A 13,635-nucleotide genomic window follows, 5' to 3' on the forward strand; every position below is an offset into this window, starting at 1 on the left:
CGGTGTCGATTCGAGCGTTTCGGGTACACCGCTTCCATGACCGACGACCTAGAGACCATGCAGAAGATTTCCGCGAAACTCGACGCTCTGCTCGGCAGCAAGACCAACGGCCTGCAGAACGAGGTGCCGCCGGGTGCGAGCATCCAATCGGACGAGGACGATGCCGAGCACGGACCACTCGGTCGCGACTACCACCTGGCGAGCAAGTACGCGCAGGCTCTGGCCATCAACGAGCCCCAGGTCATCGACCGCGAAGAATTCGATCGCCTGGTCGCCGAGTACGGCTGACCAGCACCGCTGTATGACACCAGCCCCGGCCCGCGTATCGGGTCGGGGCTTCGTCGTGTTCGCCGGCCGCACCCGACCGTTCACGATCGAGCAGAACCGGCAGAATCCCGCGCTCGGCGTCCGATGGTGAACGCTCCGGTGCGGAAGACGTGGCGCGGAGCCCGGCTCCGGATCTACAGTCGACGGGGTGACCGAACGCAAGAAACCAGGAGTCACGTTCGAGTCCTGGGTGGACAAGCAGATTCGTGAGGCGCAGGACAACGGTGCGTTCGAGGGGCTCGAGGGCACCGGTAAGCCGATTCCGGTCGGCGATCCCGGCGACGAGCTGTGGTGGGTGCGTGGCTACCTGAAACGGGAGAACCTGCCCGCCGATGCGTTGCTGCCCACCGCATTGCAGTTGCGCAAGGAGATCGAGCGGTTGCCGTCGACACTGATCGGCATTCGGCGTGAGGATTCGGCGCGAGACGTGTTGGACGAGTTGAACGCTCGCATCGTCGACTGGATCCGGTTCCCGACGCCTCCGGTCGTGCCGCTGGCACCGGTCGACGTCGAGACCTGGATGGAGAGCTGGAGAACCAACCGAGCCGAGGTGGACCGACTCGAGCGCGAGCATCGCTCCCGGTCGGCCGAACCCCCGACTGCAGGACTCGATACAGCGGGAGCGTCGTGGTGGACGCGCGTCCGTCGGACATTCACCCGGCGACGCTGAGCCCCGTCGTCGCTGTGCACTGGGCCAACGCATCGGCGGCCGTCGACACGAACCGAATGCCGGCTGTTCCGTCGACCCGGATCTTCGACGGCAGCAGCGCGTCGGGCCGGGTCGGTTCTTCCATCGTCTTCCAGCCGGTGGCCCGCCTGAGAATGCCGCCGACCAGAGTGTCCGCCGCATGACGGGTTCCGCTACGTACAGCGATCGGCGCGGTATCGAGTTCGATTCGAGCGAATCGTAGTGCTGCATCCACGGCCTCGGTGGTCTGCGCTGCCGACGATCGCCCGCGCGGACCGGTGCTCAAGCCGTGCCCGGGTAGATCGAGCACCACAGTGTGGGCACCCCCGGCGGCGATGTCCGAGGCCAACGACGTGAGATAGCGCGCATGCAGACCGGCGTCGGCGACGAGTACCACCGACTGTCCGGATCCGACGGATGCTCGATGGATCTCCACGTGCACGCTTCCGTGGCCGGTGTCGAGCTGCCGATGTTCGACCCGCAGTGCTGCGACATCCTCGCGGCTCAGCGCAACGGCCTCCGATGCCGGGCGCAGCGCCGCCTCGCAGGCGATGCCGCGAGCCAGGGCGTCGCCGCGTCGCACGAGCGACTTGCCTTGCAGCAGAATCATCACCGCCGCGCTCTCGTGTGCCGTGAGCGTCGGTGCCCAGCCGGTGGCTCGGCCGAGAGCAGAGGAATCGACGATGGGTTCCCCTGGTGTGACCCACTGCCCGGAGAAGGGTGTCAAGCCGAGTCTGAACGCGACGTTCGCGACGCGGGTTGCGGCCTTCTGCGGTACGTCGAACATCAACTGGCCCTGCATCGCAGCGAGTTCGCGCACACCGACCCAGTCCACCGGACCCAGGTTGTACGGGCCGATCAGGTCGGTCTTGACCGCGCGGTGGAAGGCGTCGGCCATGTCGTCCTGGTACAGGAATTGGTACGACGCCCGATCCGCCTCCGGGAATGCACCGATCGGCCCGGTGAACTGGTCGATTCCGTCGTTGGCGAAGTCGGGTCCGATTATGTACGTGCACCGCAACATGGAGATGGTCATCTCGCCGGGGTGCCTACGGAGCCACCACTCCGCGTAGTGCTCCACCTCGGCCTTGTCGTAGAAGTAATAGCGGTTGGGATCGCCTGCGGGATAACTGTTCTCGGTGAGCGGCTCGGGAGCGATGTCGGCACCGTATGCGTTGATGCTCGACGCGATCACCACTCGCGCCACGCCCGCTCGATATGCCGAATCGATGACGTTGCGTGAGCCGCGGAGGTTGATGTCGTGAGTCTCGGCCTTGTCTTTGAGCTCCTCGACCACGAACGCGAGATGCATGACGACGTCGCAGCCGGTGAAGATGTCCTCGAGGTCCGGTGACCTGATATCGGACCGGAGCGAGGCGAACTTGGGGTGTTCGAGTCGAGCTGGTCGACGAGAGATGCCGACTACCGAATCCACCTCGGGATCATCGAACAACCGCGGTAGTATCGCGGCCGCGAAATCGCTCGTTGCCCCGGTGACCGCAATGCGCAGGCCACGAGTGTGCTCACTCATTCGGGCAGCCCTGCCACGGCCTCGATGATCTGCTCCGTGGCGGTCGCCAGCTGCTGTTCGGTGTGGGTGGCCATCGCGCACAGGCGAAGAATCGCACCTAACTTCGGCACGGCGGGATGCAGTGCGGCGCTGGTGAAGATGCCACGGTCGTACAGGTTCTTCCACAGATTCATGGCTACGAGATCGTCGCCGACGTGGAGAGAGACGATGGGTGAGGCGGTATCTCCGTGCGGGGTGGCGGAGCGGCCTGCCACGTCGAGCCCAGCCGATTGCAATCCGCCGCGAAGGATCTCGGCATTGTCGAGTACGCGCCGAGCTCGATCCTTGCCCTCGTCGCTTCGGATCAGACGGACGGATGCCAACGCGGCACCCACTGCAGCAGGCACGCCGGAGGTCGTGAACAGGAAGGCGCGGGCCTTGACTCGGAGGGTGTCGATCAAATCGCTCGAACCGGTGACGAACCCGCCGGTGGAGCTGGGGCTCTTCGACAGCGATGCCATCGTGACGTCGACGTCCTTGGTGATGCCGAAGAGTTCGGCGGCTCCGGTGAGTTCCGGCCCGTAGATGCCGAGGCTGTGTGCTTCGTCGACCATCAGTGCCGAGTGGTAGCGGATACACAGCTCGGACACCACATCGAGCGGTGCAAGGTCGCCCTCCATGGAATAGAGGCCGTCGACGATGACCAGCACGGCTCCGTCGTCGACGACGGGCTGTTGAAGTTTGGCTTCGAGATCGGCCATGTCGTTGTGCTTGAACTTGACCACCGAAGCGCCGGAGAGAGTGCTGCCGTCGCGAATGGATGCATGTGCCGCCGAGTCCACGATGATGGTGTCGCCGGGTCCGACGATCGCACTGATGGTTCCGAGGTTGGTCTGATATCCGGTGGTGAAGACCAGCGCGTCGTCGGTTCCGTGCCACTGGGCAATTTCGTTCTCCAGCTCGAGATGCAGATCCATCGTTCCGTTGAGCAGCCGGCTACCGGTCACTGCGCTTCCGAAGGTGTCCAACGCATGCTGGGCTCCCTCGACGACCTTGGGGTGGTCTGCGATCCCGAGGTAATTGTTGGAGCCGAGCATGAGCTTGTCTTTGCCCTCGACTCGGACGACCGGCGCCACGGCGGACTCCATCCTGCGAAAGTACGGAGCCACGTCTGCTTCCCGAACGGCGCGCAGCAAGTCCACACGCTCGTCACCGCCGAGTCTTTTCATCAATCTGTTGACAGCCATTATCGACCAGAACTCCTCACAGAGTCGGATTTGGTTTTGTCTTCAATCTGTCGCGAATTCATCAGTCATTCGGCGCGGTCGACAAACGCGATGGGTTTACGGGCGAAGAATAATCATCGAATGTTTCGGTCGAACAAATCAGGAAGCGCTGTCAGGAAAATTCCTCGAAAAGTGATCGAAGTATCTTTCGGCTCAGGCGATTCTCAGAAAAAGGGTGTTTGTATCCGCAGGTCGAGGGGTATCGTCGACGATCAGCGCGAATTCGACTTCTGCATTTCTTCATCCGCCAATTTGTATCCGTGACCGTTATGTCGCGATCAAACTATGGCACAACCGTAACAATCGATGACACAGGAGATTAGCTATGACCGGCCTGATGGTGCGCGAAAGAGAAACTCTCGAAAAGTACATTCCGGGTTTGTTGGCATATCTGGACGAGGCACCGCTTGCACAATTGGAAGCGCGCGATTCCAACGCTGTCGACAAATTTCGAGAATTCGGCGGCACCGGTTTGGTGGTCCCGGCCGAACTGGGCGGTCTCGGCGCTCCGGCCATCGACGCGGTCCGGGCCCAGAGGGCCATCGGGTCTCGCTCGCCCTCGCTGGGCGCGGGAACCACGATGCACCATCTCTCGCTGGCCTCGCTGACGGAGTTCGCTCGCGGTGCCACCGAGGACGACCGCGCGTTGATCAAGGGATTGGTCGAGCAGAAGGCGATCGTCGCGTCCGGATTCTCCGAGGGCGTCACCGGTGGCAGTGTGTTCATTCCGACGATGACAGCCGTGAAGAAGGGTGACAACTACATAGTCAACGGAAGCAAGAAGCCCTGCAGCCTGGCTCGTTCGATGGATCTGCTGACCTGCAGTGTCGAGATCGACTCCGGCGACCGCGCCGTCGCTCTGATTCCGGCAAGCCTTCCCGGTATCAGCGTGAAGCCGTTCTGGACCACCGACATCCTGGCCGGCGCGCAAAGCGAGGAAGTCGTGCTCGACGACGTCGAAGTGCCCGCGAGCCTGGTCCTACCCAACAAGGACGACGATCCCGATGGCGTGCACGAGATGACCGGTTACCTCTGGTTCGGCATGTTGATCTCGGCGAACTACATCGGTGCCGCGACATCACTGCTGGAACGCATGATCGAGCAGGACAAGGGCGACCACGAGGGCTACGTTCGCGCAGCGGCCGAACTCGAGACATCGATGGCGGCCATCGAGAACGTGGCTCGCGCCTTCGACGAAGGCGAACGCGGACAGGACATCTCGGTGAGGTTGTTGTTCAACCGCATCGCAATTCGCGACGCTCTGGTGCGGAGCAGTTCGGCTGCGATCGAATCGCTCGGCGGAATCGGCTTCATCAAGTCTCCCGAAATCGCGTACGTCGCAGCGGCATTGCACGCCTTCGCATTTCATCCGCCGTCACGGCGGTCCATCTCGGAGACCCTGGCCCGCTTCCACGCCGGAGACGAGTTCGCATTCGTGAAGTAGGGACTACCGCTCTTCGTCTCGCAACTCGTCGTTGAGCTTGTCCTCGCCGCGATTGCGGAAGAACTTGAACCCTGGAATGCCGATGACCGCGCGTCGAACGTCCTTGGTGACTCCGAGAAGCTCGTGAATCTCGGGGGACACCGTGTCGAGCGTGGCGAGAATGGGAAGCAACGCTTCCATGTGATCGAGGAGCCCGGGCAGTTGATCGACCATGGCGATCGCGGCGTCGACTTCCTCCTCGGAGAGGTTGTCGACGAACTTTCGCGCCATGGGTTCGGATTTCTTGGCGATGGGATCGAACAATTCGATCAGCTCCAGCGCGGTGTGCGAGGCGACCGACGCCGACGCTACCACCTCGTCCGCGGCACCGGTTGTCCGCTGCACGCTGGCGACCACGGCGTCGGCGGAGTCGATCACGTGATCGATGCGTGTCATCAACATCTCAATACGCGTCAACAGTGCTTCGATTCGGCCGGGCAGGGTAAGCGCGAAAGCGGTCGTGGTGAGCATCCAGCCCGCACCGGCCCGAGCGACCGCGACTCCTCGTCGGAGCACCGTTTCGGTACCGAGCGGATCGGGGAGAACCACACCTGCCAAGACCAGAGCCATAGGAGCGACAATGCCACACCGACACAACGCCTCGAGTGCCGTTAGCCTCGAAGCATGAGAGCTCTCGTCACCGGTGCCAGCGGGTACATCGGGTCGCGGTTGGTGGCAGCTCTGTTGGCCGACGAGGCCGAGGTCGTGGTCGGCTCCCGAACGCCGGACAACCTGCGGACCTTCGACTTCTTCGACTCCGTCACCGCAGTATCGCTCGATGTGACCGACGACCGGTCCTGCGCTGCCGCGTTCGCGGAATCCGGCGACATCGATGTGGCCTATTACCTCGTGCACGCGATCGGCGAGTCCGATTACCGCGCGCAGGACCGACGTTCCGCCGAGCAGTTCGCCGCAGCGGCCGCGCGGGCGGGAGTACGCCGAATCGTCTACCTCGGCGGTTTCGTACCCGACGACGACCAGCTGTCGGAGCACCTCGCCAGCCGGGCGGACGTCGGCGAGGCTCTGACGGTGGACGGTGTCGAGCTGGTCTGGCTCAGAGCGGCCATCGTTCTGGGTGCAGGTTCGACGTCGTACGAGATGTTGCGCTATCTCGCCGACCGCTTGCCGGTGCTTCCGCTGCCCAGTTGGCTCGCCGAGCCCGTGCAGCCCATCGCCGTCGACGACGTGCTGCACTACCTGGTGGCATCCGCCGACGCCGAGGCAGTTCCCGCGGGTTCCTACGACATCGGTGGGCCGGATGTGGTGCCGTATCGAGATCTGGTGTTCGCGTACGTCGAAGCTGCAGGTCTCCAGCGCATCGGCGTTCCGGTGCCGCTGGTGCCGACCTCGCTCGCAGGCAAGGTCATCGGAAAGATCATTCCGGTTCCCGCCGGACTCGCCGAGGATCTCGTCGGGTCGCTGCACAACACGATGACGACGTCGGAGAGCCGGATTCGTGAGCTCGTTCCCGACCCTCCCCGAGGTCTGACCACGATTGCCGACGCCATGGCCCGTAGTGTGCGGGGAATGGTCGGTGACCCACCCGGTGTGTGTGCGCTGAAGGATCCGCTTCGGCTCGCGAGCACCGATGCGGCGTGGAGCGGCGGTGACGCTCTGGGGATCAGACGTCGGGGTGTCGCGGCGTCCTCGGACCGCACCTGGGGCTTGATCGAAGCTCTCGGTGGGCGACGATTGCTGTACTCGAAGCCCGTTGCGGCAGCGGTGCGTACCAATCTCGACGTGATGGCCGACGTGAATCGACGCGCGAGGTCGGCCGTACGCCGACTGACCGATACCGAGGAGGCGTGATGGGAACGTGGTCCACGACCGCGCTCAACGTGATGAAGTCCGCTCTGGTCGACCCGGTCGAGCGCGATCACAAGGAGTCCGACGCGGCGTTCCGCAAGCGGCGGATCATCGTGCTGATCACACTGGTGATCGGTGCCACCGTGCTCTACTTCTCGCTCAAGGTCGAGCCGGGTGATCCGGCGTTCTACGCACTGACCCTGGTATTGGCGGCAGTGTGGACGGTCGGTGGATTCCTGTCGGGCCCACTGCATCTCGGACGCATTCAGGTCGGGGGATCGATCAGGCGACCGATCGTCACGCCCATCCTGATCGGTCTCGCCGTCGGCGGGGTGTTCATGCTCGGTGGTCTCGTGGTGCGGCAGATTCCGCCGCTCGCCGATTTCACCGAGAACGTATTGGCTCACGCCCGGGTGGGTTCGCTGGTGCTCATCGTGTTCATCGCGCTGCTCAACGGCGTGGCGGAGGAGATCTTCTTCCGAGGAGCGCTGTACTCGGCCATCGGCGTCAAGCATCCGGTGATCATCTCGACGGTCGTCTACGCGATCGCCACCCTCGCGTCGGGCAACCCGATGCTCGGCTTCGCCGCAGTGCTTCTGGGCTACGTGATGGGCCTGCAGCGGCGCGCGTCCGGCGGAATATTGGCACCGATCCTGACGCACGTCAGTTGGTCGGCGGTCATGGTTCTCGCCCTACCGCCGCTCTTCGTGTGATCTCTGCCGGTCGAGCAGAAAGAGGCACAAGCACCGATTCGACCAGCAGAAACTGATGTGGGCGCTGATTCGTCTCGGATCTGGGCTACATTGCGCAGGTGAGTGAAAATCTCGATCGCGTCGATCGCTTGATCATCGACGAGCTTGTCTCCGATGGCCGCGCCACTTTGGCGACGTTGGCGGAGAAAGCTTCCCTGTCCGTCTCGGCCGTTCAATCCAGAGTTCGGCGGCTGGAGTCCCGACGTGTCATCCGTGGGTACACGGCGCAGGTCGACCCGGAGGCCCTCGGCCGGCCGCTGTCGGCGTTCGTGGCCATCACTCCGATCGATCCGGCGCAACCGGACGATGCCCCCGCTCGGTTGAAGCATCTGTCGGCCATCGAGTCGTGCCACTCGGTTGCCGGTGAGGAAAGCTACGTTCTGCTCGTGCGGGTCGAGTCGCCGAGGGCGCTCGAGCGCTTGCTGCAGGAGATCCGCGCCACCGCCAACGTGCAGACGCGCAGCACGATCATTCTGCAGACGTTCTACGACCGCTGACCGCCCGCCACACCCGGTCCGACGACATGGGTAGGTCGTACAGTCGAGCGCCGACGGCGTCACGAATGGCGTTGGCCAGGGCCGGTGCCACGGGATTGTACGGAGACTCGCTCATCGACTTCGCACCGAACGGGCCCAGACGGTCGTAGGTGTCGGCGAACAGAACTTCGGTGCGAGGTATGTCCGCGAACTGCGGAACGTGGTAGCTACGAATCGAATCGGTGGTGACGAGACCGGCACCGTCGGTGCGGATCTCCTCGTACAGCGCGCTGCCGATCGCCTGGGCGACGCCGCCCTCGACCTGCCCACGGCACTGCTGCGGGTTCATCACGGTTCCGGCGTCGGCGCTCTGTACCGACTGCAATATCTTCACGGTCCCGGTGTCCTCCTGGACCGCCACCCGGAACGCGTGCACGTTGAACGCCAGCGAACGCGGCAGCCCGCCACTGTTGCCCTCGGTGACGAGGGAGCCTCCCGCCATCGCCAGAATGTCGTCGAGGGTGACGAAGCGATCTCCGCAGCGCACGCCCTCCGGTCCGAGTGTGCAGTCCGAATTTCGGTGTCCGGTCGCGGTGGCGGCCAGATCCAGAATGCGAGCCGACATCGCGCGAACCGCCGCATACAGGGCCTTGCCTGCCACCACAGTGCCCGCCGATCCGAAGGCACCCGTGTCGTACGTGACCGAGTCGGTATCGGATTGATCGACTTCGATGCGGTCGACGGACGTGCCGAGTTCACTCGCCGCGATCTGAGTGTGGACGGTGGTGGTTCCGTTGCCGAATTCCGCAGTCCCGACGCGTATCTCGTACCGACCCTCGGGCAGCAGTGCGACCGAGGTCTCGGCTCGGTGACCACGCGGCGGAATGGTCGCGATCATGGCCACCGCCATTCCTTCGCCGACCTTCCAGCCCGCCGGGGCGTGCTCGCCGTTGCCCCGTCGCAGAGCGGCTTCCGCCAGGTCGATGCACTGATCGAGGCCGTAACTGCCGAACTGCAGGTCGTCTTCTTCGTGATGGGCGGCCACGATGTCGTCGCCGGGGACGATCACGTTGCGTCTGCGGAACTCGAACGGGTCGACGTCGATCTCTCGCGCCAGATCGTCCATCGCCGATTCGATCGCGAACATCACCTGTCCCAATCCGTAGCCTCGGAACGCTCCGGACGGAATGTTGTTGGTGTACACGGTTTTTGCGTCGACTCGCTTGTTGGCGCACCGGTAGATCGCCACCGATTCGCCGCAACCGTGGAACATCACACCGGCACTGTGGTTCCCATAGGCACCAGCGTCGGTGAGAACGTCGATCGACAGGGCGGTCAGCGTACCGTCGGCGCTCGCGGCGGCCGTGACGTCGACGCGGAACGGATGGCGGCACGGTGCGACGGTGAACTCGTCCGTGCGCGTGAACTCGAACTGCACCGGTCGACCGGTACGCAGTACCGCCAGAGCCACCACGTCTTCGGTGAGCAACTCCTGCTTGCCGCCGAATCCGCCGCCGACGCGCGCAGTGAACACGCGGACGCGGTCGCGTGCCAAACCGAAGATCTCGCAGATCTCGTCGCGGACCAGAAACGGAACCTGAGTGCTGGTGCGCAGATTCAGTTTTCCGGTCTCGTCCAACCAGCCGATGGTGCCGTGGGTTTCCAGGTGTACGTGCTGAATCCGTTGAGTGGTCCAGCGGCCGGTGACCACCGCCGCTGCGCTGCGAACGGCAGCGTCGACGTCCCCGGTACTGCCGTGCAGCTCGGCCACCAGATTGCGAGACGGATCCGTGATCCGAGCCGTGGCGTCCTTGTCGCCGTGGATCTTCGGCGCATCCGGTGCGAGCGAGGATTCCGGATCGAATACGGCGGGCAGCACGTCGTACTCGACGACAAGAGCGCGGCACCCCTCCTCGGCCGCTGCAACCGATTCTGCGACCACGATTGCCACCCGCTGGCCGATGAAGCGCACGACGGTGTCGAGAACGTGGGTGTCGTCCGGATCGTCGACGCGGCGGTCGTGGCGGGCCGTCGAGAAGGCGGTCGACGGGCTGTCTTTCGCAGTCAGGATCAGGTGCACCCCCGGTACCTGCTCCGCTGCGGTGGTATCGACGGAGACGATCCGGGCATGCGCGTGTGGACTTCCGAGAACACTGGCGTGCAGCAACCCGGGAGGGGTGTGGTCGAGTGTGTAGGGCTCGGTTCCGGTGACGATGCGCGTGCCGGCGGGTGCCGCGAGGGATCGTCCACACGCCGGGCCGTCGACGGACTTCTCGGTGTTGACCACCCCGCAGACGGCGTCGGACACGGCGCGATACCCGGTGCAGCGACACAGGTTTCCCTTGAGCCGTTCGGGAAGCTCGTCCAGATCTTCCTCGGTCAGCGTCGAGGCGGTGACGACCATTCCGGCAGTGCAGAACCCGCACTGGAAACCGGCCGCGTCGACGAATCGCCTCTGCATCGGATGGAGGTCGTCCGGTGTACCGAGCCCCGCGACGGTGGTGACGGACCGGTTGGCGGCACGGAACGCGGGAAAGATGCACGAGTGCACCGGTTCGCCGTCGACGAGCACCGAGCATGCGCCGCAGTCGCCCGCGTCGCATCCTTTCTTCACCTCGAAGTGGTCGTGTTCACGGAGCATGGTGCGCAGGCACTGACCGGGCCGCGGAGTGACATCGGTCGGTACACCGTTGATGTCTACGATCATGACAACTCCTCGCGAATCTGCTGCGCTGCAGTGCAACTGATGTGACGGCGCCAGTCCGGAGCCCCGTGGGGGTCGTCGTACCAGTGCTGGGGACCGATGGTGGCGGCGAGCGCGTCGTCGAGTTCGCCCGCCGTCGGCAGGCTCGGGAAGCGCAGAACGAACGGACGGACGGTCGACGCGCTGACGGTCAGAACGAATTCGCCGCCGTCGTCGACTCGCCCGATCACCACGGCGGCCGATCGCCCGAGCGGTGACAGTGCGAGCTTGCGCATCGCCGTTCTGGACCGGAGCGCGTGCAGTGGAATATCGATGCTGCGCAGCACGTCTCCCGATCGAAGTGCGTTGGCGTGCGGGCCCGTGACCAGATCAGCGATCGCGATGCGGTAGTCGTGATCGGGCCCATCACCCGACCACACCTGCCCGACACCGTCGAGGGCGGCGGTCAACGAGATCATCGCTCCGGCAGGCAGGGCCAGCGCGATGTTGCCGCCGACGGTGGCGGTCTTCCAGATCTTGAACGAGGCCAACAACGCTGCTGCGCAGCGGGGAAACAATGCGGTGGCCGGCCACGGAGAGGCGTAGTTCGCCAAAGTCTCGATGGTGCAGGTCGCAGCGATCTCGAGCCCGGTCTCGGTGACGGTCAACGGCTCCCAGCCCAGGGCAGTGACATCGACGAGGGTGGCCAAGTGGTCCTGCTTCTCCGAGAACAGCCAGGTACCGCCGGCAAGGACCGCGGTGTCCGCGCGTCCGGGCGGAAGGTCCGCGCGGGAGCCGGGAAGCAGAATGTCGTCGACAGTGCCGAGATCCATGGCCTTCGTTCACCTCGTTCTCGCCGGCAGATCCACCACGCCGGCAGATCGACCACCCGATGTGTCATCTCGAACTGTAGTGAGTATCTGTTACCGATCTTCGGTCGTCCGGCGATACGCCCGAAACTCGGAGGAAACAACCCACACATACTGTTTCTTCCTACGAGCTCAGCTGTTTCGAGCACGCTCAGCGAGGGCCGGGGCCGGGGGAGGAACAGCACAGTGCAGGTCAAGGACTTGCTCGACGCCACGCAGCTCGGCATCCGATTGCTCACCTCCGATCCGGACGCCCTGGGTCGCACGCTGCGATGGACGTACACGACCGACCTGCCGGACCCGTCGCGCTACATCGCGGGTGGCGAACTGGTGATCACCGGCCTCGTGTGGCATCGGACGGCCGCAGACAGCGAGGTGTTCGTCCGGGCCGTCACCGAATCAGGGGCCTCGGCACTGGCCGCCGGTGAAGGGCTGCTCGGTCACATTCCACCGGACCTGGTCGACGCATGCGAGCGGCACGGACTACCCCTGCTCGCGGTACCCGACACCGTCTCGTTCGGTGAGGTGACCGAGTTTCTCGTCGGCCGTGTCACCGGAGATCGCATCGCCTCGCTGAACACCTCGCTCGTCCGGCAACGCCAGCTGCTCACCGCGATCGCGGACGGTAGAGCCCTCGACGAGTTGGCGCTGCACACCTCGAGGGAAACCGGGATGGCGTGTCTGATCTTCACGGCGACCGGACGTCGGCTCGTGGCCGAGGTCTCGGCGTTCTCCGACGCCGACGTGGACACGCTGACCCACGCTGCGCTGTCCTCCGAAAGACTGCCCACGACAACCACTCTCAGTGACGGCGGCGTGTACAGCATCTTCGGCATCGGGCCGTCGCTCGTGCAGCGGACCACGCGATGGTTTCTCGCGGTCGCCGGAGACATGGCGACGTTCCCACCCGCCATCGCCGATGCGTTCGGCCAGCTCGCCGCCATCGCTGCGCTCGATCGTGCTCGACGCGAGGAGGGGCGGCTGGTCCGACGCGAAATCGCCGACCAGGCAGTGGCGTTGATCGAAGCCGACAGCACCAGACCCGAAGCCCTGACGCGGCTGCGCCAGGCAGGAGTCGACCCGGACCGCTCGCTGGTCGTCGTCAGGGTCGTCCACAGCGGACGGATCGACCTGCGCGAGATGCTGCGCACTGTTCTCAGCGACACACTGACCTCTTTCGGTGGGGGTTGTGTCGGGTGCAGCACGCACGGGGACATCGTCGCTGTCGTGAACACCGACGATCCCAACTTCACACAGACACTGCGAACCCGATTGACTCGTTTGGGTTCCGGCATCGGGCACAGCCGGCTGCTCGTGGGGGTCAGTTCCGAAGCGACCGGGATCACCATCGACGGCGCGCTGCGATCGGCCCGTCACGCACTCGAAGTCAGCAGGCAAGGGTCCAGCCCGGTGACCGTCACCGCGGGGGCCCAACTGACATCGGCTGTGTCGATGCTCTCGGCTCTGCCGGACGACGTCCGTCGGTCCTTCGTCGAACACGTTCTCGCTCCGCTGCTCGACTACGACCGGCGCACCGACGCCGGACTCACGGACACCCTCCGCGAGTTCCTGGCCACCGGTGGATCGTGGAATCGAACAGCCGAGTCGTTGCACGTCCACCTCAACACCGTGCGATACCGAATCAAGCGCGTCGAGGAATTGCTGGGCCGCGATCTGAGTTCCACCTCGGACCGGCTCGATGTCTACCTCGCGCTTCAATCCATCCCGCGTTCGTCGGCCACCGGGGCCGCATAG

General features: G+C 64.6%; 12 protein-coding genes. 7 read left to right on the forward strand and 5 right to left on the reverse strand.

Annotated elements, in window-relative coordinates:
- Positions 1-36 precede the first annotated feature (36 nt).
- Together CH271_RS12525 and CH271_RS12530 are read left to right on the forward strand one after the other, a co-directional pair.
- Complete coding sequence (locus tag CH271_RS12525; RefSeq protein WP_037188110.1) at positions 37-288, forward strand: hypothetical protein; 252 nt, start codon at positions 37-39, stop codon at positions 286-288.
- Between the two features lie 187 nt (positions 289-475).
- Positions 476-997 (forward strand): J-domain-containing protein, encoded by a 522-nt coding sequence (locus CH271_RS12530; RefSeq protein ID WP_094633762.1) that lies wholly within the window; start codon positions 476-478, stop codon positions 995-997.
- Here CH271_RS12530 and CH271_RS12535 read toward each other — a convergent pair.
- Complete coding sequence (locus tag CH271_RS12535; protein WP_094633763.1) at positions 981-2,546, reverse strand: NAD-dependent epimerase/dehydratase family protein; 1,566 nt, start codon at positions 2,544-2,546, stop codon at positions 981-983. The genes CH271_RS12530 and CH271_RS12535 overlap by 17 nt on opposite strands.
- Positions 2,543-3,772 carry an aminotransferase class I/II-fold pyridoxal phosphate-dependent enzyme gene (locus tag CH271_RS12540; RefSeq protein ID WP_094633764.1) on the reverse strand — a complete coding sequence of 410 codons (1,230 nt, stop codon included), beginning with the start codon at positions 3,770-3,772 and terminating at the stop codon, positions 2,543-2,545. Before CH271_RS12540 ends, CH271_RS12535 begins: the two co-directional genes overlap by 4 nt.
- Before the next feature lie 364 nt (positions 3,773-4,136).
- On the opposite strand from CH271_RS12540, the gene CH271_RS12545 reads away from it, so the two are divergent.
- Positions 4,137-5,255, forward strand: coding sequence for an acyl-CoA dehydrogenase family protein (locus CH271_RS12545; protein ID WP_037188101.1), 1,119 nt, complete (start codon positions 4,137-4,139; stop codon positions 5,253-5,255).
- A 3-nt stretch (positions 5,256-5,258) separates the two neighbouring features.
- Here the strand turns inward: CH271_RS12545 and CH271_RS12550 are convergent, their stop codons facing one another.
- The gene (locus tag CH271_RS12550) at positions 5,259-5,864 is read right to left on the reverse strand and encodes a hypothetical protein (protein ID WP_037188097.1); all 606 of its coding nucleotides are present in this window, start codon (positions 5,862-5,864) and stop codon (positions 5,259-5,261) included.
- Between the two features lie 54 nt (positions 5,865-5,918).
- On the opposite strand from CH271_RS12550, the gene CH271_RS12555 reads away from it, so the two are divergent.
- From CH271_RS12555 to CH271_RS12565, 3 genes are all read left to right on the forward strand, one after another.
- Positions 5,919-7,103: an NAD(P)H-binding protein gene (locus CH271_RS12555; RefSeq protein ID WP_094633765.1), complete on the forward strand. Its 1,185-nt coding sequence runs from the start codon at positions 5,919-5,921 to the stop codon at positions 7,101-7,103.
- Positions 7,103-7,813 carry a CPBP family intramembrane glutamic endopeptidase gene (locus tag CH271_RS12560; protein ID WP_037188095.1) on the forward strand — a complete coding sequence of 237 codons (711 nt, stop codon included), beginning with the start codon at positions 7,103-7,105 and terminating at the stop codon, positions 7,811-7,813. Before CH271_RS12555 ends, CH271_RS12560 begins: the two co-directional genes overlap by 1 nt.
- Before the next feature lie 98 nt (positions 7,814-7,911).
- Positions 7,912-8,349, forward strand: a complete 438-nt coding sequence (locus CH271_RS12565) for an Lrp/AsnC family transcriptional regulator (RefSeq protein WP_032376860.1) — start codon at positions 7,912-7,914, stop codon at positions 8,347-8,349.
- Here CH271_RS12565 and CH271_RS12570 read toward each other — a convergent pair.
- Both CH271_RS12570 and CH271_RS12575 read right to left on the reverse strand, forming a co-directional pair.
- Positions 8,321-11,035 carry a molybdopterin-dependent oxidoreductase gene (locus CH271_RS12570; RefSeq protein ID WP_094633766.1) on the reverse strand — a complete coding sequence of 905 codons (2,715 nt, stop codon included), beginning with the start codon at positions 11,033-11,035 and terminating at the stop codon, positions 8,321-8,323. The two genes, CH271_RS12565 and CH271_RS12570, sit on opposite strands and share 29 nt — an antisense overlap.
- On the reverse strand, positions 11,032-11,844 hold the full coding sequence (locus CH271_RS12575) for an FAD binding domain-containing protein (RefSeq protein WP_094633767.1): 813 nt from the start codon (positions 11,842-11,844) through the stop codon (positions 11,032-11,034). The genes CH271_RS12570 and CH271_RS12575 overlap by 4 nt, the downstream gene beginning before the upstream one ends.
- 222 nt (positions 11,845-12,066) lie before the next feature.
- On the opposite strand from CH271_RS12575, the gene CH271_RS12580 reads away from it, so the two are divergent.
- Positions 12,067-13,635 (forward strand): PucR family transcriptional regulator, encoded by a 1,569-nt coding sequence (locus CH271_RS12580; RefSeq protein WP_094633768.1) that lies wholly within the window; start codon positions 12,067-12,069, stop codon positions 13,633-13,635.

The organism is Rhodococcus sp. 05-340-2 (assembly GCF_002258915.1).
Taxonomy (GTDB): Bacteria; Actinomycetota; Actinomycetes; order Mycobacteriales; family Mycobacteriaceae; genus Rhodococcoides.